The organism is Paenibacillus sp. USHLN196, assembly GCF_037144955.1.
In the GTDB taxonomy this organism is placed as follows: Bacteria; Bacillota; Bacilli; order Paenibacillales; family Paenibacillaceae; genus Paenibacillus; species Paenibacillus xylanexedens_C.
This window is the reverse complement of record NZ_JBBCYH010000001.1, coordinates 498,031-519,178: the sequence shown is the minus strand read 5'-3', so window position 1 is coordinate 519,178 and position 21,148 is coordinate 498,031. Positions and strand designations below refer to the sequence as shown.

The following is a 21,148-nucleotide window of genomic DNA, read 5'->3' as shown; positions in this document are numbered from 1 at the left end:
CAAGGAGGAATGTGTAATGCTTACTGCAGACCGTGGAATAGAGACTTTGGTGGAGAAGTTTGCTGAAATGTGTTCGAACGATTACTCGCTTAAAACGGATCGGAGTCAGGAAATCATTGATTATGTCCTCGGAACAACGGACAAGTTTCCTGAAATGATGGGTAATTCCACTCATTATGTCTACTATACGACGGAAGCACTTATGAAGTTTGCTAAGAAAGATGATGGAGATATATTTTTCCGGGCAGGAGCTATCGTCATTCATCTGGAATCTCAGTATTCCAGACGTAATTCGTGGAGAACAGATGGTTTCACGATCTGTATCGGACCTGAATCAGCAGTTTACGGATTAAGCGGAAAGAGCAAAAGCCAGGATCGAATGGGCGGTTTACTGTTCCGCTTGGAGAAAATTCGTCAGTTTGCCGGCGAGAAAGAAATCGTGGAGGAATTAAAAAGCAGGCTAGGTCTCGTTAAGACCTTTATTGAATCCAAAAAAGGAAATGGTTATGGAAACCACCAGGGGGAAATTATTGACGCTTTGTTACTTCTGAACCTGTATTCCAAATTGGAAGGCATGAACCCACAGGCTGAACAAGTACAATTACTCAGTCAAAACCTGCACGAGGTACTTCAACTTGTACTCGTTGACGATGCAGAACAGCTTCGTCCAACGTTACATAAGCTTATAGAACCACTGGTTGTATGCTCTGTCCAGAGCCGTTCAATGCAATCTGTCCGTGATCTGGATCCGGAATTCCTTCAACAAAAACGGGATCAACTGATTGCAGAGCAATATCCGAATACATCATTAAATAAAAAGGATCAGTTGTCGCAAAATGTGTTTCACCAAACGATGATATTGCTAAGCAGTTCGTTATTATATTTGATTAATATCAATGGCGGCAAAGAACGATTCCTTGAGAACAAAGGGGAAACGGGACAAGTTTTACTGGAAGTAATCCATCAATTGCACGAAATCTATCCTTTCGAAGTGCGCATGTACCTACTGAGTTTGGACTCCAGAGCCAAGAATGTAGACAACCTGTTTACGGGTCTTCTTCCGATCGATGAACCATACCAGTTGATCGAGCTACTGAATTACGAACTTAACATGTACACTATATCGTGGCCTAACCTGCAGTTAGCCGTTGCAAGTGAGCCTGATCGATCAAGACGAGCATATAAGCTGCTCAAAAACCCATATCTCAAGCTTATGATACACAAAATCATGGGGGATCGTGAACTCGAGCTTCCTGAAGCTGAAGGAACGATTGAAGAAGCCGTTTATGCTGTACTAAGAGAGCCATTGGATGGTGGACGCAGTGGTCTGGCTATCGCACGGTATCTGGAAGGTAAAACTTCGTTGGAGGAATACTGGAACGATCCAAACAGCCGCGGTCTCTTCAATAACCTGAATCGTGACAAAAAACGTATTCAGAGTTTAATTGCCATCAGCTTCCTTCCTGAGGAATCAGAGGCAATGCGCCGGTTCGTCGTTATGGCTACTTATCCTGACTGGACCATGGATATCGTCTCAGACATGTATCGATCCTATGCATTTAGTGGTGAAAAGCTTCTTCAACGTTACGGTCAAGATCCTGAGGTACAGCATGAGAAACTGTTGACCAGTCTCATCTCACTAAACGGCATGACGGATTATAGATACAATTCAATGCCCAAGGATGAGTATCGCCGTATCATTCAGCAGAATCTTGAATATGCGCTGAAACAGTATAAAAAACTTCCAACGGACACTCGTGTTCTCGTATTGGAAATCACCTTTGAGCAGCGTCAGGAACTACCCAAAAAACAGTTATCTGAAGCGATTCGTGCCGGATTGCAAGATTCGTCGAAGAAGGTCAACGGTGTGGCGCTTGCTGAATTTAACCGGATTCCTGATGAAGAGTTATACTCGCTTATCTACCGCTCGGAGAAAAAGGTGGGTATCAAAGAGATGGCTCTGACTGCTATCCGCAGTCTTGAGAACAGCAAGGAGCTGTACCGTGATCTTTTGAAGGATGAGAAGTCCGACGAGTGGAAGAGTCTGATCCAAATTCTGCTGGATACCGCAGATCTAAGTCCGGAGTATGCCCACGCTGCACTCGCTGATCAGGCAGATGCCAAAAAGTTGTCGAGACTGAGCTGGTTGTCCTTGAAAGATCTTCCTTCCCTAAAACGTATTGAAGACAATCAGCCTTTGGATGATCGGATTAAGCAGTATGCTTTGGTCCAATCGTTGGATCATACCTCTGGTCCTAATGAACGATTGAATGAATTACGGGATTACGTAAGTGAGTCCTCGCTCGCTCGTTTTGCAAGTGAACTGCTCCAGGTATGGATTCAAGAAGGGGCCCCCGCGAAAGAAAAGTGGGTGATGTATGTTTCAGCACTTTTTGGCGATATTCAGATTGTTAATATATTGGCTCCGCAAATTAAGGAGTGGACGGAAAATAGTCGTGGGGCTATCGCAGCAGATGCTGTGAAAGTACTGGCTTATCTGAAAGATCCATCCGCTCTTATGGCGATTGACAAGATCAAACGTGGCGTGAAGAACCGCCAGGTGAAAGGTGCAGCAGAAGAAGCGTTGCAGCTTGCCGCGGATAATATGGGACTTACCTCGGAACAACTGGAAGATCGTCTGGTCACCACGCTTGGTTTTGATGAAAAAGGAACCATGCAGCTTAGCTATGGTGAGCGTTCCTTCCTGATTAAGGTGAATGGAGACTTGCAAGTCGTTGTCTTGAATGAAGAAACGGGAAAATCCGTGAAGAGTCTGCCTGCTCCTGCACAGAAAGATGATGCTGAATTGGCAGCCCAGTCCAAGGCGCGTTTCACGCAACTCAAAAAAGATCTCAAATCCATGGTTAGCATTCAGGCACAACGTCTGGAAGAGTCATTGTCCAAACAACGTCTATGGTCTGCCGATGAGTGGAAAGCCCTGTTTGTACAAAATGTTATTATGCAAAAATTCGCTGTCGGTCTGATCTGGGGAACGTATGAGAATGGCGTTCTGATCAGCACGTTCCGTTATATGGAGGATGGTACATTCAATACCGTGGATGAAGACGAGGTTGATCTGCCTTCAGATACGCAGGTTGGACTTGTACACCCGCTGGAACTGGATCAGTCCACACTCGAAGGCTGGGCAACGCAGTTGGAGGATTACGAGATCAAGCAGCCATTCGAACAACTGAATCGCGAGATTCATCAGCCTGAAGATGAAGATAAAACGAAGAACGAATATGATCGTCTGCCCGAGTCTGATTTCTCGCCAACGGCATTCCCTAAAGCACTGGAGAAATACGGTTGGATCAAAGGACCGGCACAAGATGGCGGCTGGTATCATGAATTTTATAAAGAGTACGGAGATCTTGTTGCAGAATTGCAATTCAGCGGTACGAGCATCACGTATTACGAGGGATTGGATGACATTACACTGGACTCCCTGCATTTCTTCAAACCAAGTAACAAGCAATATTATTACTATGGTGACAACAAATCCATTGCTCTGGGCAACGTTCCAGGCCGGGTGTTCAGTGAAACGATCTATGACATTCTAAGAGCAACGGGGCGTTGATGAAGTGAGTGGATTTAAGGAGAAATTCCGAAGTTTTTCGAAGCTGTGTACAGAGGATTATCTGATTCGTTATGCCAACAAGGGGTTGTACAAAAGGTCTTTGAAAGAGTTGGACAACGGTGTGAGTGTAACGTACACATGGAACGAATCATCCGTGAGTTGCCAGCTCAGTGACGGGACACACTGTACGCTCGAAAATACGCTGGATCATTGGGATTGTTCCTGTCCGTCAGACCATATCTGCAAGCATGTACTGATTGCCATACTATACGATCAACGGGAACATTCAACAGAGGATTCGATGAGTGCGGACGAGAAGCATGCGCTGGATAAGGACTCAGGGATATCGGATACTGATCCGTTGGACGTACCAAAAGACGTATCCTTAACAGACTCAGTGTCAAACTTAGTATCAAACGTGGACGATCCAAGCGAAGATCCGCATTCAGTGTCTCGTGAGAGTGAGTCTCGTTTTCGCTGGATGACGGAGTCTGACCTTACAGTGTTACTTAAATCGTATAGTTCTTCCATGGTTGAGGAAGTCGTGTTCCGATTTAGGTACCCAGAAGAAATTAAGATCATTGAAGATTCACTTCTTACGGTGCATCTAACCAATCAGAATATCGAAGTGTCTTTTACGGAGGAACCGAACCTTGCAAAAGCACTTTGTAAGGTGCAGCAGACAGCTGGGAAAATGGCCAAGCTTGAAGCCTTGTTACGTTACCGGAACCTAAAAGGCCTGGATGATATGGATGCATTAAGTGGACGGGTGTACGAAGCCAAGTTCTCTCTTCACACGGTGCAGGAATGTCGCGTTATGCTGGCAGGATTGTTGAAGACGGGACTGGCCCGTATTCCTCAGTCCTATATGGCACAACTGGAGACTTTGGCAATCGCAGCTCATAGTGGTAATCTGCCGGATATAGAACGCAATTTACGAGGGATTCAAGGAGAACTACAGTTATTTTTTAACAGACATGTACGTTTCTCCATGCAATCCATGCTGGGTCGGGTGAGTAAGCTGTATCTTGCGCTCCAGGTTCTTGAAGAGAAAAAGGTGTCTGCCATTCAGCAGAGCCAGCTCATTGGCAGTTTTCGCAGTAAATATTTCGCTGTCCCTTCACTCCATCTATATGGACTAGGGGCTGATGCGTGGGAGACACGATCCGGGTTCCGCGGAATCACATATTACTTCTATTGTTTTGATGATGAGGAAATCTACACGTATAGCGATGTGCGTGCTGTGTATTATGACGATCAGCAGTTCTCGTATACAGAACATTATGGTGCATTCACACCGTGGTTGCCACATCTGACCTTTCGCCAGTTCGCAGGGGAAGAAGTTCAATTCCATTCGGTGAAAGTGAATGAAGAACGACGGATATCTTCCGGAGAAGGTGCAAAGCTTGAGATATTGGCACGAACGGGTGTAGAAACGTTGAATATGGGCAAATACATGCAAGATGTCTCGTCTATACTTCGTGAGGAATCACGTTCGTTTGACTTGTTTGCTGCTCCTAAAGAACGACTGGCCATGATCAAAGTTGCTCGAATCGTGGATCATCGTTTTGTCAAACAAACGCAGGATCTTGTCCTGACAGTCGAGAATTCTAACGGAGAACGATTGGCACTTACTCTCCCGTATTCAACGGACTGGCCGACGATGATCCAAAGACTGGAGTCAGGATATGGTTCCCAATCGCTTGAACACTTTTATGCCTTTGTTCGTGTGGAACCCAAACGGGTCTGCCCGATTAGTTTCCTGAAGAGTCAAACGATGCTCAGTCTGAAACTGGATATCGGCAATGGAAGGATGGGTAGACTTGGAAGAATATGATCAGTTCATGCAGAAGATCAACGCCTGGTCAGAAGAATTATTGCTGCGCGGGTTATCCCAGTTTACGGTCCGAGATATTGAGTTACTTGAGCAGCTCGCAGCGGAATCCTTACGTTTGCAGATGAGCTTCCTTCATGAATTGCTGAATCACGTTATCGAGGAAGGGCGTAGCGTGGCTCTTGGTCAAGGTGATGAAGAACTGTTGTTATTTCAGTATTGTCGTCTCATCCAATATGTACAGCTCAGTGTACAAGAAGAGGCATAGCATGGGTTAGTGGAAGAACCCATCTGTATATGAGAGCAATAAGATTTATCAGATAAGATGTATATAAAATATAAGAAGATTTGCAGAAGGCCACAAGGCCACTGCAAATCTTTTTTTATCGTGGAGTAAGTAAAGGTCATTTTCTCAACGAATATAGGTAGGAAGCGCTGAACAACACGAGCATTCGTGATCATATCTAGCATGGAAGGGAGGGGGCATGTCATCGTGGAAGAAGAACAAATACGGAGGGCAGTAGCGAATCGTGATCCTGAGGCCATGGAATGGGTGATGAACCACTATGCAGGTTTGTTATGGAAGATTGCTCAGTCCATCCTGTATCATGCATCGACAGAAGAAATTGAAGAATGCGTAGCAGATACATTTATTGCTTTTTGGCAGAATCCGGATGGGTTTCAATCCGGGCGAAGTAGCTTGAAAAATTATCTCGCGACCATCACAAAACATAAAGCAATTGATCGCTACCGGAAACTCAATCGAAGATCTGAGATTACATATGAAGAGGAGATTCATTCGGTGCAAACGGAAGATTTGTTGGTTCAGGTGGTCAGTAAGGAGACGTATACGGAACTTAATGAAATGATTGAATCTTTTCCCGAACCGGAACGTGAGATTATGAAACGTCGATTCTATGAAGGACAGAGACCTCATGAGATATCGGAAGCATTGTCCCTTCACGTTAGACAAGTCCATAACAAGCTTTATCGCTCCAGGCAACGATTGAGGACATGGTGGATGAACAGGAAATAAAGGAGGCGATCCAATGCGGAAATCCGAAAAAGAATTTACTGAGCAGAACCTCTTTAATATTAAAAAGTTGTTCTATGATAAATTGGCGATGAATGAACCAACGACCATTACGAGATCAACGAGATCAGATTCATCATTTTATCCACCTGTATTATATCCATCCGCACAGACCAAGAAGTCCATGAATAGGGGAAGAAAGTATCGCAAAGCCATCTATATTCCTGTAACCGCTGCGTTATCGTTATGTCTTGTTACAGGTGCAGTTGCATCGGTGGGCATCATTGACCTGCCTTCTATTCTTCATTTTCTAGGTGCAGATCGGATTGGCATTCTTCAGCCTGTTCATCAGGTGAGTGAAGATCAAGGGATTCGAATGGAGGTTATCGGTGCTGTCAGGGACGGAGATACAACGGAAATCTATGTTTCTTTGTCAGATCTGACGGGTCAACGTATTGACGAGACGCTGGATGTATATGATTACAGGGTCACCGGAGGTAATGCAAACAACGCTCAGATTATTCATTATGATGAAGCTAATAAAACGGCTATTGTCCGATTCCTCATTCAAGGAAAAGTCAGCAAAAATCGAATTACCGTTCAGATTAATACGCTGATGTCGGGTGCATCTCGACAAGATGGTTACAACGTACAAGTGGACTGGGAGCAGCTGCTACAAGACAAAAAAAACAATAGCTATGATCTTCTGGATCGAGATCGTATAAGTGGCTTGGGAGGTAAAACCGATTTTCAATTGGAAAATGATCCAATTCCGGTACTGCATCAAGATGTAACGAATGTCGCCGTTGAGGGTATTGATTGGATGCATATTTCTAATATAGGTTTTGTGGAGGGCAAGTTACACATTCAGATTAATCCGGATAATGAGATAGGCGAGTATAATCATGGATATTTCTACTTCACGGATGAGCAAGGTCAAAAGCTCGATATACCTGAATATTCCGTTAGCTATGGACATTATATGAAAGATGGGGTCGGGTATGGGGGAGATTATGAGGAGTTTGTGTATGATCTGTCTGCTGTTGACGATTTAGATAAGCTGAGACTTCAAGGCAGTTTTACGAGTATTAGTGAAGTTGTTCAAGGGAAATGGAAAACGACCTTTAACTTGAGTCAACATGCTTTAAGTAAAGTGGGAAACACTCGCCTCAATGCATATGGGGGCTTACAGGTAAATGTTACTGTGTCTGCCGTTGGCGTTACCCTTACAGGTGAGGCACTGAGCAAGATTCGGATGGAGGATCTGAGTATTGAAGTGCATATGAAGGATGGTACTTCATTAAATGCTGCATCAGGTTTCCTCCAACTGGAACAGGATGTCATCAAGTGGATATCCCCTACAACCATTCCGGTGAACGATGTGAGTTACCTGCTACTGAATGGGCAGAAAGTAATTTTGCAGGATAAATAATATAAAAAGTGAAACAGTTAACTGCTAACCTTCTATGCAAACGATGATGAAAGACCTAGAAATGAATTACATGTCATATCCCGATTTATGACGCATACCATTAGGCGAATGCGGTCATAAGGGAGGAAACTAAGATGTCCATGAGCGAACCGCTATTAACACAAATTGTGAATCAACATATTCCGGCTGGTGCAACGGTCGTCACTATTGATAAACCTGTCAAACATCCAGCGATCTACGCGGCAGACCTTACCGGGGATGGTTTGCCGGAGATTGCTACAGTCTACCAGTTGAATGGTGAGCTATACTTGCTTATTCTAAAATTTTATCAAGGACACTGGATCAAAATGGCTCTAATTAAGGGATTGGGGTACGGGGTGACTCTAATGACCGCAGCCCCAGTAACTTCAACGGCAAGGAATAATCTCATCATCGGGTGGCGGATTGGTGCGATCTGGTCTAAGCTTGCCGTATATGAGTGGACTGAATCTGGACTCAAAGATCTGGCGCCTGACGATCAATACTATAGCTATGCAGAGATTATAGATATGCCCGGTCCGCATGGCCGAGATGGCAAGGTGGAAATTGCCCTGTGGATTCACGATACAGGGGAAGCCTATCGCGTGGAGATTATCCGATGGCAAAATGGGAAATGGGTTCCTGCATCGGACGTATATGCAGCCTATTATCCGAAAGTGGTGCAATATTATGAACAACTAACTCAGCATTATCCTGATTATATCTTTTACTGGTATTACCTTGCGGATGCTCAGTATCATGCGGGTCAGTATCCGGCAGCACTCGCTTCAGTTCAAAAAGCACTCAGCTTCCCGGAAGCTTATCCTTCCAGAGAGGTACTCCTTGAGTTGGAGAAGAAAATCAAGCAGGCGATGGTCCCGATAAGCCATGCTCGGGTAGCGACATGGTTATATCCGATCTCCGTTCGAACAACAAGCGGCACCCGCTGGGGTTATATGGATGCACAGGGACATGTTCGGCTTGAACCAGTGCTGGATGACGCCCATGAGTTTCAGCCCAATGGATTGGCTGTTGTGGTCAAGGATGGTCGTGCCGGTGCTATTAATTTGAATGGTCAATATGTGGTTCAACCTGTATACGATTCCATCAACCCCTTTTCCGAAGAACGGGCGATGGTGATCGATGCTCAAGGATTTAAGATGATTAATGAACAAGGTACGGTCCTGACCAAGCGGGCGTACCCGTATATCTCGAATATGAACGACGGCCGAGCGTTATTTTACGATTCTAATCCTGGTCAGGCAGATGGTTCGGTGAGTCTGTATGGTTATCTGGATGCCTCAGGCAATGAGGTGATTCCGGCGCAGTTTGCGTCAGCGAACGATTTTCAAGATGGCAAGGCGGTTGTGCAGATCAAGGATAATGAATACGCGCTCATCAATCGGAACGGGCAGCGGATTGCGACATATCCATATGCCTATGTGGGGCCGCTTGGCGATGGACTGCTCGCATTTCAAAAAGAGGCCTCGGGCAAATATGGGTATATCGACGAGCGGGGGAATATTCGCATTCAGCCCAAGTTTTCATCGGCATTTCCTTTTAACGACGGGCAAGCGATTGTCAATACAGCGGAGGATTACAAGTCCATCTACGGCGTCATTAATACGCAGGGTTCATTCATCATTCAACCCGCCTACAATGACATTCGCGAACTAGGAGAGCAACGTTATGCGCTGGGGCAAGCAATTAATCCGGAGCAGCCTTATATTGGCTCTGTCTACGCGATTGCTGACACTAGTGGTCGAAGACTTACTGAGTTCGTATATCGTGATGTTGGCAATTACAAGAATGGTCTCGCGTCCGCATCAGATGGAAGACAGACGTATCTGCTGGATCTGAGTGGAAGACCTGCTTCCGGGTATCCTCATGTAGAAGGTTCGGGTACGCTAGAAGTCGTGGCACCAAATCTGATTAAGGCGTATGTAGACCAGCGCTTATCGTATGTGAATCGGGCTGGACAGATCATCTGGCGGCAAAATACGATCGTTCCGCTTCATCCGCCGTACCGTGTACGCGAAGAGAAGTACAAACCGAACAGGGATTACCTCGTATATTATCCGCAGGTGGAGGGATTGACGAACCAAGCGGAGCAGCTTGCGCTAAACGCCAAATTGAAGCAACTCTCGCAGGTGAAGCCGATTCCTGCCGATCAGCAGCTGGATTACACGTATACAGGGGATTTTGATATTACGTTTTATCGGCAGCAACTGCTGCAACTTCAACTTACAGGTTATAACTACCCGGCGGGTGCAGCGCATGGTATGCCTACGATGATCTATGCGATCATTAATCTGACGAATGGTCAGTTGTATGAGTTGAAGGATCTATTTAAGCCGAATAGTGACTATGTAAAAGTGTTAAGCCAGATTGTAGGAGATCAGATTAAAAATGATCCTCAATACTCGTATGTGTTTCCGGACACTTATAAGGGGATTAGTGCAGATCAGCCGTTTTTTGTTACAGCGGATGCTCTGCATCTCTACTTCAATCCATATGATATCGCGCCCTATGCGGCAGGGTTTCCAACGTTTACGATTCCTTTTGTGCAGATCAAGGACATCATTAATACAGAAGGTTCGTTCTGGAAAGCTTTTCATAGTTGAGTGCCCATTCACAGTTAAGCGATGAAGCCATATATCCAATATGGCTTCCTTTTGGATTCAATAGGCGACAGTTTAATGATGTAAGTAACCCTCGTAATATTTATCCATACTAAATGGGAAATATTACGAGGGTTACAGATCAAAGAAGTCATATTTATCTATACAAGTAAAAAACGAAAACTTTCTCCAACAACACTTCTTTTGCTTGGCGAGAATGTAAATACTTCACCAGTCATTCTCAAGTTAAGCGACGAGGTCATATGTCCAATATGGCTTATAAGAAGCTGTGAGACAACAATAATCCGGGAAGAGGTATTATTGCTCCGTGAAGAGGTAGTGATCATTCAGGGCTCTATGAGATATTAATGTGCGTATATAGCACTGCGCTATATTGAGAATGATTATTAATATCAGGAGGGGTGAGATGAACAACACGTCTGAAGTGTCCGGACTAATGCAAGTAACGAAGGAGCGCAAAGGTCTGCTGATTATAGCAAGTATCTTCTCGACCCTGTCGAGTCTGTTGCAGATTGTTCCTTTTATCGGGGTGTACAAGATCGTCGAGGAACTGCTAACTCATGCGGGGCAACCCTCTACCATGGACAGAGATCTGTTGATCTATTGGGGGATCGTCGCGTTCGCAGCCCTGATCGCAGGGTTAATTGCGCTCTACATCGGGGGGATGTGCTCACACATCGCTGCGTTCAACATTTTGTATCAGCTCAGAGTGAGACTTGCTGAACATGTTGCCAAAGTACCCATGGGCTATCACACTCGGACGGCAACCGGTGAGCTGAAGAAGATCATCGAAGTCAGTGTGGAGAAATTTGAGAAGTTTATCGCCCATCAGTTGCCGGATCTGGTGAGTGCGATCGTCATTCCGCTGATGCTGCTGGGATATCTGTTCTGGGTCGATTATCGCATGGCGCTGACGTTGCTCGTTCCGATTGGGATCGGGTTCTGGCTGCAAAGTCGTCTCTTCCGCAACGAACGAGGCCGACAGGCTTATCGTGATTTTCAGCTAGCCATTGAAGAGATGAATGCAACGGGTGTTGAATACGTGAGAGGTATGCCTGCGGTGAAAGTATTTGGGATTACAGCCGATTCGTTTCTGACGTTCAAACAGGCGGTGACGCGTTATCGGGATATTTCATTGAGAATAACAGATTTGTGTAAAACATCTTACGGGCTGTTTTTTTGTGATCATGATCTCGTTATTCACTTTCATTGTTCCGGTGGGTATTCTGCTGTCGAGTGGAAATGCGGGCAATCAGTCGTTTGCCATCACGTTTATTCTGTTTCTGATCATTACCCCGAGTCTATCTGCTCCCTTATTGAAGTTAATGTATCTGGGTAGTGGGATGCGAGAGATTGTGGAAGGACAGAAACGGATTGAATCGGTGTTTGCCGAGCCAGTTGTTCATGAACCTGAGTTGCCCAAAGTTCCCGATACATATGAGGTTGCTTTTCGTCAGGTATCTTTTGCTTATGAACACAAGGAGAGCGAAGCGTATAAACCCGTACTTGAACAGATTGATTTTGTAGCCAAAGCAGGAGAGATGACCGCACTTGTCGGACCTTCTGGTGGAGGAAAGTCGACCATTGCGAATCTATTGCTTCGTTTCTGGGATGTGCAAGAAGGTGAGATTACGATTGGCGGGGTTCCGATTCAGGAGATGGGGACGGAGAAGCTGATGGATACGGTGTCCTTTGTATTCCAGGATGTACATCTGTTCTACGATACGATTGAAGAAAATATTCGGATGGGCAATACATCGGCTTCACGACAGGACGTTATAGCTGCGGCGCGAACTGCCTGTTGTCATGAGTTTATAGAGAAAATGGATGCCGGTTATGACACCAAAATCGGAGAAGGCGGCACGTACCTGTCCGGCGGTGAAGCACAGCGAATCGCAATTGCACGGGCGTTGCTCAAAAATGCTCCCATTCTGGTCCTGGATGAGGCGACAGCTTACGCGGATGCAGAGAATGAGCACAAGATCCAGCAAGGATTGGCCCAATTGGTTCAAGGCAAAACGGTACTGATCATTGCTCATCGTCTAACAACGATTCGTGCAGCAGAGCAGATTCTGGTGATCCGGCAAGGGACGATTGCCGAACGTGGGACACATGATCAATTGCGTGCATTGGGCGGAGTATATGAGCACATGTGGCAAGCTCATATCAGTGCAGCTTCCTGGAAGCTTGGAGGTGCAGTGCGATGAGGAATTATTTATACAATATATCTGGCGGTAATCCTCGTAGTCTGCTTCCTTCAGTGATGGCAGCGATTCTGGACGGAATTGCGAAGATTGTTCCTGCGGCGCTGCTTGTGGACATATTCAATACGATCTATATGTCTTTTGCTGAACCGGACAAAGGACTGGATATTAATCGTATGTGGATGGTCTGCTGCATCCTGTTTGCCTGGCTTCTGGTGGAATATGCGGCTTACGCTTCACTCTATGACAAGACCTATCGGGCAGCATACAGCCTTGCGGCCTCAGGACGGTTGAAATTGGCGGAACATATTCGCCATCTGTCGCTAGGTTTTTTCGGAAAACGTGATCCTGGGGATCTGACGAATCTGATTCTAAGTGATTATGGCCAGGTTGAGCACACGATCTCTCACAATCTGTCACAGCTAATCAGCGCGATTGTGCTTCCGGTGCTTGCTTTTGTCGGACTTCTGTTAGTGGATTGGAGAATGGCCGTAGCTATGTTTATTGCGGTTCCCTTAGGTGTGGGTCTGTTATGGCTTACGGATTCCGTTCAGGCACGACTGAGTGAGAACCATGTTCGAGCCAAAAACGAAGCCGCCAGTCGGCTGCAGGAATACCTGAGCGGTATTCGTGAGATTAAGGCCCACAATATGGGGGGCAAACGTTTTGAACGGCTGCGTCGTTCTTTTGACGAATTGAAATCAGCTTCCATTCGGTTGGAAGGCATCATGGGACCGATGATCATGGGGGCGATGTTGCTCGCAAGATCAGGGATGACATGGATGGTTCTAGTGGGCAGTTATTTGCTTGCAGGCGGTGAGTTGTCCTTACCGGTATTTTTGTTGTTTTTGCTGGTGGGCACGAAGGTATTTGAACCGTTAACGGTTGTACTGATGAGTTATGGGGAGATGCGGTACTCCGCATATAGCGCAAGGCGCATTATGGATGTGCAGCAGGAAGCTCCGATGGCAGGAAAGGGAGATATAGAGCCTAATCAGGCCATTTCGTTCGGTCAGGTGACCTTTGGATATGATGACCAGCAGCCGGTGTTGAAAGACTTGTCGTTTACGATTGAACCGCATACCATTACTGCTCTAGTTGGCCCATCCGGTAGTGGTAAGAGTACAGTCACACGTCTCATTGCCCGCTTCTGGGATGTACAGCAAGGAACCATTCGCATTGGCGGCAGACCCGTTGATCAGATGGACCCCGAGAAGCTGTTGCAGGATATCTCTGTGGTCTTCCAGGACGTGTATCTGTTCCAGGATACAATCGGCAACAATATTCGTGTAGGAAAGAAAGACGCTACGCAATTCGAGATTGAGGAGGCAGCACGGAGAGCTTGTTGTCATGCGTTTATCTCCAGTCTGCCGCAGGGATACGATACGCTTGTTGGCGAGGGTGGATCGACGTTATCTGGTGGGGAGAAACAGCGTATTTCCATTGCACGTGCCTTGTTAAAAAATGCATCGATCGTATTGCTTGACGAAGCCACCGCTTCACTTGATCCGGAGAACGAAGCCGCGGTGCAGCAAGCGATTAATGAGCTTGTGGCCGACAAGACGGTCATTTTGATTGCACACCGGTTAAAAACCATTCAAAATGCCGATCAGATTATTGTATTGGACCAAGGTCAGCTCGTAGAACAGGGAACGCATGCGCAATTGCTAGGTTACTCGGGCATCTACGCTCGTCTGTGGCAATTACAACAGGATGCGGAAGGCTGGCAGGTAAAAGTGAACGGATAATGTGGCCGATGAGATAGATAAAGAACTGAAGTAACAGAAGTAAATAAATCTAATGTGGCTAAATGAACTGATATAAAAGGAGAATGACAACCATGTTTAAACGAATTCCTGTATGGATTGCATTATGCTGTATGCTCACCTTGGCGGCCTGTGGAACAATCCAGACAACCAGCGAAGTGAACATCCCCTCCGAGGGAGCGGTGAAAGCAACGACCAAAGTGATTACCAATCCAAATGGAGAAGAGATTACAATTCCCTTGAGCCCGGAGCGCATTGTCGATCTATCCGGCTCGACAGAAGAGCTACTGATCCTTGGCAAAACGCCTGTAGCGACGATGAGCGCTGACTATGGTAATCCGGAGGAGATCACGCCAACCATTAAGGATCAACTGAGTACAGATACCGTTAATTTGGGCTGGTATGGTTTCCCGTTCAGCATTGAAGCTATAGCGGGTGCTAATCCGGACCTGATTATTCTGGGTAAGGATTTTAACACGGATCAGTATGAAACCTTATCCAAAATTGCGCCTACGATTGCATTGCCTTACTCATACTATGATTGGAGAGAAAGATTGACATTCCTGGCAGATACGTTTGAAGAAGAAAGCAAGAAAGATGACTACTTGGCCCAATATGATGCGAAATCTGCAGAGTGGAAACAAAAACTGACTTCGGCTGTGAATGGTGAATCATTTGCCGTGATCGAAACATATCCAAACAATCTGGTCATCTATTCGAATAAAGGTGCAGCCGAGATGTTGTACGGTGAATGGGGTCTGAAGCGCACAGAAGGTATCCCTGATCCAGAGGGCTGGGGAGGCAAAGAGATCGCCTTGGAGGCTCTAGTTACCGTTAATCCGGATCGTCTGCTGTTGATGGAGAATAGTGAGAATAAGATGGTAGACAGCAAGGTGTGGGATAACATGAACGCCGTGAAGAATGGCAAGATCTACAAAGTTTCCAATGTCGATAACTACAATTATTCCTACACAGCCATGGGAAGAATGGAGCTTATGGACCGGCTGGGTACGATGATTTTGGAAGGACAAAAGTAGTTGGATTAGAGCGTTCACTATAAATTACCGCTAACAGAACGTTAAAGGCCGGCTATGTGTAATTGTTCGAAATCATGTAACTTAAGCGGTTCTGGCTGCGTTTAGACATTGGGGTGATCTAATGTTGGTGAACGCGGTTCAACGGTACATGGTATTAGGACTTGTGTTTATCGGAATAAGGTGTAACGGCATTCCTCATTCTCGAAAGGATTGAAGGATACTATATTACAACGACAGAGTATTATGGTTTACGTAATGCGGGGGGGCTGATATATATATTGTCGCTCATCCTGGGATTCGGTCACTATTTACTCGCTTTTTATGTTGTTATTCTAAGCCCGATCTCATGGCTTTTGCGGAAATATGTATGCTTTCCTATGGTGAGAATTATGATCTATGCAAGCGGTTTTGGATGGGGAGGGCTGTGGGTTTTTGATCTCATGTACAGTCCATATTTCGTAAATGGATATCATCTTAACCGAATGACTTCCGTCTGGATCTTTGCAGTCGCCGGTTTAGTCTATGCCGTCGTGGATAATAAGGTGTGGCGAAGAGGGCAGATGCAGAATGAACAGAAGGTTACTTAACAAAAGTTGAGTAGCCTTTTTGTTTACATAATTATTATTGTGTTGAATGATTGAGGCAGAAGCCAAATTAATAAAAAGGGATTAAGTAGAGTATGTAGGTAAACATGAACAACAACGGTTAAGATAATTCGAGAGTTTGTTATAAAATTCACAAAGGGTGCGAGTGAAAAGGAGTTATATCGTAAATTAAATAGGTTGAAATTTTCTGTTATACTATCTGAGTTGTATACATAAAGTTAGATATTTTATGAAGGGAGTTCATGAAGTAATTTAGGCGTTTAGTTTAAAATTGTAGTTTGGAGGAAAGCATTTTGTATAAAGCAGGTTTTTGGATTAGATTAGCAGCAAGTGTGTTGGATAGTCTTATTATTTCAATTCCATTAGTAATTATTGCAGGTGTGTTGACGGGTAACTTTGATGCGGATGAGCCGATTGCCAAACTACTTAGTGCGTTATACTCAATTTTATTACCAGTTTACTGGTATGGTCGAACCATCGGAAAACGTATATGTGGAATTCGAATCCGCCAATACGATACACACGAACCGCCAAAAATTGGTACGATGCTGATGCGAGTTGTTGTGGCTGGACTTGTGTATGTGTTAACTTTGGGTATCGGAATTATTGTGATACTGTTTCACAAAACTCGTATTTTGTACATATGTAGTTTGGAAAATTAAGCACCATTTTAAGCATTGGTGGATCAATTAACTTCCAAATTTTTGTCGGAGCGCTTTTATCGTATCAAGTCTGGCCCATGCTTGAACATAAGTTCTTCCAAGTCTTTTGTTTTCATCCATTAATGTCGAAGTTGAGAGAACTACTGTACTCCAACCATTAACTGCTTGAGTACTACCTCCAATATAAGAACTGTATTCATTCCCTTTGTGATGTAATTGGGGGTTAGCGTGTGCGTTAGGTGAAAAGGTTAGTACTATCGTTATAGACGCAACTATTAGTGAGATGATACTCTTGTTCAAAACCTTATATTTAGACATTAAAGCTCTTCCTCCTCGACGTTACCTATCCCACGAACAATGTTATAAATTTCTTCTGTACCAAAACTGTCATCACCAAAAGATAGTACAACGGGGCCTTCCTCAAGAGTTCCCATAGCTACATAAAAGAATTGATCTCCAGTTTCGACGATGCTTGTAAAACTAATTGTAGTAGGAACTTTTTTCCCATTTGTATCCGTTATTTCAGTTTCAAGACTACCTGTTAACAGATTTTGACCATTTTTCAGTTCAGCATGAGAAATGTTAGAACTATTAATTATGAAATAATGTTTCTTCCCTTCAATAATAAGTTCCCCAGTCCCTCCTTCTCCGACGTAATAATCTCCTTCTTTCTTAATCTCTTGATTAATAGTTAGAGAACTACTATTATTGCTATTTCTAGCGAGTTTAGCGGTTTCGTTACCCTCTATGCCCAATCTTTTGGCAGTTGCAGCATTGTTTGCGTGATCAAAACCAGGTGGTACCTTTGTAGCATTGTAGTTTTTCTTCATATTAAGCTTTAGTGTACTAGATGCATCAAATGTATCTGGAGTAGATGCGCCACTGCCAAACATTAAGGCAACGCTTGTCACAACAGCAATACCTAAAAATCCTCCTGCAGTTAAAGTTGCTCTCTTTTTGTTCATTAAAACCCTCCTAATTCTTTGTGTCTTTAGGACTGCAACCCTAAAAACAACAGGAATAAAGGTATCATAAATAAAAATGGAATAAAAGGAATGATTTTATACGAAGATTAAAACCATCTTAATGTATGTATTTTTAACCTTGTTAACCGCAATAATTAGCACGACAAGGAAATAATCACTAAAGTTAATGGTGAATATCCATGAGGAGATAAATGTTTCAAACCATGTGATAAAGCAGCTAGGATATTGAAAACTCTGGAAAAGAGTAGACGGGAAAAGTGAGTTCCCGTCATCATCGTTCAAAATTAAATTAGTGTGGGAATCCAAAACCTTTGTTTCTTTTGTAGAACATCACTTACCGAGAAGCCGGATTTTTTTCGGTTAAACTCAGCTCTTTTATTTAAATGTTCACTAAGTTCATGCCGTTCATTATGTTCTTGTTCTTTCTGTAAATTCTCCTGATTTTTCTTTTCCTCCTCTATCTTCTCATCACAAGCTTGTGTAACCAATTCATTTAGTCTAGCCACCGTTTTTTATTGAAGTAATAATAAAAATAACATTCACAAGTACTATTGCACTCAATATCATAGGTACATCTCCGGCCATTAATCTGGTCAGTTATTTCGCTAGCGTATTCCAACTGTTCTTTGTAGACCTTTAACTTGTTAGCTTCATTTTTTTATTCTCTGATAATGAGAACTTTATTTATTTACTCACTCGAAAGTATGTTAAATCTTAGAGAAAATAATTAAGCTCTCCACAGGCATAAAGTTTAAGGAGCCTTTTTTCGCTTAATGGTAAGGTGTCCATGCATTCTAGCAGCATTAGAATATACTGTCTTATCCCGACTATAGGTTATGTCACATAGACGATCGTCATGGTCCAAGCTACCTTGGGGAGTGATTGTTGAGCATTTACCATTCATTGAGATGATTACTGATTGATATTTTGCATAATTGCGCTGTAAAGAAAATCTGCTAAATCCTCATTGCCATATTGATTAAAGTAGCTTTTGAATCGTGCATCGAATTTGTAGGTATGGGCAATGCAAGCCAGTAACTCTGCATCGCATGTCATGAATTGCATTAGATTTTCTTTCCACTCTTCGATTAATCGCTGCACTTCATCGGAGGAAGGATCCTGATGGATACAATACGCAATTTGTTTGTATATTTCTTCCATGGATTGAAAACGTTCCTCTTTTTCATCCGGTGATAAACTTTCCAACGTCTCATCAAACTCTTTATACGTTTCTGTTTCACCATAAATGAATTTCGCCTCATTTGAATATTGTTCTTTCAATGGCAAAACGGAGGAACTGTTGAAGATTTGCAAGTTACTAATATCAGTCCCCGAAACGTATTCATCGAGAGCGGTCATGATGTTTTCCAGTCTTTGTTTTCTCGCTAATAAAGTTTGTCTCTGCTTCATTAATATTTGATTCTGTTCTTGCCTGGTTAGCTTTAAAATGTCCGCAATTTCTTTCAAGGAAAAATCCAATTCCTTTAAGATCAAAATGGTTTGAAGTTTTTCCAAACTGCTTCGATCATATAAGCGATACCCTTTTTCCGTTAGATGTGTCGGTTTAAATAAATCGATTCTATCGTAATAATGCAGAGTCCGGGCTGTAATGCCTGTAATCTGAACAATATCTTTAACCGCTAATAATGGTTTCTTCATCCCAAAATCCTTTTACTTCGTCTAGTATTTGAGCAGCAGGCGTTATTGTTGCCTCAAAGATAGTTATTCCTGTTTTTCTTAAGTAATACTGGATTAAATGATATCCGCAAGCGTAGCCGGCACTGTATGGCATATTGACCGGTTTAAAGTTCTGAAGTTCTGCGATCTCATCACCGTAAAGATACGGAGCAAATTGATCAAACCCCGTTAATTGCAATTGCTCTCGGAGCACGGGCTTAATACGCCTGTTAAGTGTTTCCGCATTTGTTTTCGTTACCCAAGGGCCGAGCAATTCTTCTCCAAACATGAATGCAGCAAAGTTTTCAGCTAATCCTTCACTTACAATGAGCTCGCCCAAATTAACGGTGTGATCCCACTGAATAAATTGATATCTCACATTATGGTTGCATTCGTGCGCCAGCGAAACCTTCATTCGAGGAATCGTGTACTCATTTGGCAAGAGTGTACCCCAGATAAACCCAGGAATGCCCCCAAATCCGCTATATCCTTCGTTTATTGTTAAAGCACGGTTTTCCGGATTCCCTAGTTGAACGGTAAACAAATATTCGGATACAGGGAGATTTATTTCATGTTCAATAAATAGACGAAGGCTTTTCCTTACAGCATCCTCGCACTCTGACCAAAAAGAATCTGACGAAATCAACTCTATCTCAGATGAGATCTGCTGGGTAATCTGAGCAGGGGATCGATGCATCATACTATTAAACGTGACAACGTCAAAACCATTTGCCTCTTCAGCTTTAAAAGGGATCTGTTGAATTTGCCATTGTTTCATAAAGGGGGCCATCAATTCGTTTCGGAATAATTCCAGTTTTTCCTCGGGCGAAGCTTGGGCAACTTTTTGATAAATTTGGTCTGAACGCAGTGATCTTATGTTCATCTCTCTCACTCCTAGTTATGAATTCTTAGAGAGAATTATGCACTATGACCTAACGTCATAGTCAAGAACCTTGAATCAAAATTAATTTACACGTTCTTAAAACTATCCTGCCCGTTAGCGCAGCGAAGGCAGCCGATCTTAGTCGTTGGCTGCCTTCGGGTCATCATTAAGCTATAGTTTCCCGTTAGTTCTAAAAGCTGACCCATTAATTAAGTTATTCACCTAAAAACTCTCTTTCGGCTTTTCCCCAATTAAGCCCATCAAAAACATTTGAGAAAAAGCGAACCCTTTATACGTTTTCGATAGACATGAAGGAATTGTCATATCAAGGTCCATGTAGGTGGTTAGTATCCGCTGTGTGAATTCTTTTTGATTCGTTAAGGAATATTCCTGCAATTGTTTTGCAAACTCATTGCTTACGTTTTCTCTCCCGCCAAGCGCTTCTTGTAATTGGTACCCTGCCATATATAGCTCAGCTGCTATTTCTTCATCAACTCGCTGATGTTCAGATATATACGTTGAAATCCAGTCACGCACTAGTGACGAGGTATCTTTATTATTATCCTTAGCAACCTGTTGAAAACTTTCTTTCATGTCTTTTGATATTCGTATTTGTAAATTCGTATCCATTTAATTGATTCCCCCTTAGCCTGAATATGTTAATTGTAACCCAACTGTAATTACAATGTCAATACATTGTAATTACATAAATCAAAACACTATTACCCTGCTTCATATGGTTCGTTATTCCGCTATACTGCCCGTTAGCTTAACGAAAACGGAGCAGTTGCC

At 43.7% G+C, this 21,148-nt stretch carries 15 protein-coding genes and 1 pseudogene; 11 read left to right on the top strand and 5 right to left on the bottom strand.

The features are described from left to right. Window positions 1–16 precede the first annotated feature (16 nt). The 11 genes and pseudogenes from WFI24_RS02190 (at window position 17) to WFI24_RS02140 (ending at window position 16,810) form a co-directional block, all read left to right on the top strand. A complete protein-coding gene (locus WFI24_RS02190) occupies window positions 17–3,577 on the top strand; it encodes a DUF4132 domain-containing protein (RefSeq protein WP_336758398.1) in 3,561 nt (1,186 codons plus the stop codon). A gap of 4 nt (window positions 3,578–3,581) precedes the next feature. Continuing rightward, window positions 3,582–5,414 carry a hypothetical protein gene (locus WFI24_RS02185; RefSeq protein WP_336758397.1) on the top strand — a complete coding sequence of 611 codons (1,833 nt, stop codon included), beginning with the start codon at window positions 3,582–3,584 and terminating at the stop codon, window positions 5,412–5,414. Next, window positions 5,401–5,679 carry a hypothetical protein gene (locus tag WFI24_RS02180; RefSeq protein WP_336758396.1) on the top strand — a complete coding sequence of 93 codons (279 nt, stop codon included), beginning with the start codon at window positions 5,401–5,403 and terminating at the stop codon, window positions 5,677–5,679. The genes WFI24_RS02185 and WFI24_RS02180 overlap by 14 nt, the downstream gene beginning before the upstream one ends. A 225-nt stretch (window positions 5,680–5,904) precedes the next feature. Continuing rightward, a complete protein-coding gene (locus tag WFI24_RS02175; protein ID WP_336758395.1) occupies window positions 5,905–6,447 on the top strand; it encodes a sigma-70 family RNA polymerase sigma factor in 543 nt (180 codons plus the stop codon). Window positions 6,448–6,460: 13 nt separating this feature from the next. Then, window positions 6,461–7,876 carry a hypothetical protein gene (locus tag WFI24_RS02170; protein WP_336758393.1) on the top strand — a complete coding sequence of 472 codons (1,416 nt, stop codon included), beginning with the start codon at window positions 6,461–6,463 and terminating at the stop codon, window positions 7,874–7,876. Window positions 7,877–8,010: 134 nt separating this feature from the next. Next, window positions 8,011–10,518 (top strand): WG repeat-containing protein, encoded by a 2,508-nt coding sequence (locus WFI24_RS02165; protein WP_336758392.1) that lies wholly within the window; start codon window positions 8,011–8,013, stop codon window positions 10,516–10,518. Between the two features lie 424 nt (window positions 10,519–10,942). After that, window positions 10,943–12,743 (top strand): annotated as a pseudogene (locus WFI24_RS02160) (ABC transporter ATP-binding protein). Beyond that, the gene (locus WFI24_RS02155; RefSeq protein ID WP_336758390.1) at window positions 12,740–14,488 is read left to right on the top strand and encodes an ABC transporter ATP-binding protein; all 1,749 of its coding nucleotides are present in this window, start codon (window positions 12,740–12,742) and stop codon (window positions 14,486–14,488) included. Before WFI24_RS02160 ends, WFI24_RS02155 begins: the two are co-directional and overlap by 4 nt. 92 nt (window positions 14,489–14,580) lie before the next feature. Continuing rightward, window positions 14,581–15,543, top strand: a complete 963-nt coding sequence (locus WFI24_RS02150; protein WP_336758389.1) for an ABC transporter substrate-binding protein — start codon at window positions 14,581–14,583, stop codon at window positions 15,541–15,543. Between the two features lie 389 nt (window positions 15,544–15,932). Next, window positions 15,933–16,130: a hypothetical protein gene (locus tag WFI24_RS02145; protein WP_336758388.1), complete on the top strand. Its 198-nt coding sequence runs from the start codon at window positions 15,933–15,935 to the stop codon at window positions 16,128–16,130. 311 nt (window positions 16,131–16,441) lie between these two features. Continuing rightward, window positions 16,442–16,810: an RDD family protein gene (locus WFI24_RS02140; RefSeq protein ID WP_336758387.1), complete on the top strand. Its 369-nt coding sequence runs from the start codon at window positions 16,442–16,444 to the stop codon at window positions 16,808–16,810. A gap of 27 nt (window positions 16,811–16,837) precedes the next feature. On the opposite strand, the gene WFI24_RS02135 is transcribed toward WFI24_RS02140, so the two are convergent. The 5 genes from WFI24_RS02135 to WFI24_RS02115 form a co-directional block, all read right to left on the bottom strand. Beyond that, window positions 16,838–17,128 carry a hypothetical protein gene (locus WFI24_RS02135; RefSeq protein WP_336758385.1) on the bottom strand — a complete coding sequence of 97 codons (291 nt, stop codon included), beginning with the start codon at window positions 17,126–17,128 and terminating at the stop codon, window positions 16,838–16,840. Continuing rightward, window positions 17,128–17,775: a hypothetical protein gene (locus WFI24_RS02130; protein ID WP_336758383.1), complete on the bottom strand. Its 648-nt coding sequence runs from the start codon at window positions 17,773–17,775 to the stop codon at window positions 17,128–17,130. Before WFI24_RS02130 ends, WFI24_RS02135 begins: the two co-directional genes overlap by 1 nt. Window positions 17,776–18,708: 933 nt before the next feature. After that, entirely contained in the window at window positions 18,709–19,455 is a 747-nt protein-coding gene (locus WFI24_RS02125) for a MerR family transcriptional regulator (RefSeq protein WP_336758381.1), read from the bottom strand. Then, complete coding sequence (locus tag WFI24_RS02120; protein WP_336758379.1) at window positions 19,430–20,356, bottom strand: DUF2268 domain-containing protein; 927 nt, start codon at window positions 20,354–20,356, stop codon at window positions 19,430–19,432. Before WFI24_RS02120 ends, WFI24_RS02125 begins: the two co-directional genes overlap by 26 nt. Before the next feature lie 222 nt (window positions 20,357–20,578). Next, complete coding sequence (locus WFI24_RS02115) at window positions 20,579–20,986, bottom strand: hypothetical protein (RefSeq protein WP_336758377.1); 408 nt, start codon at window positions 20,984–20,986, stop codon at window positions 20,579–20,581. Window positions 20,987–21,148 lie beyond the last annotated feature (162 nt).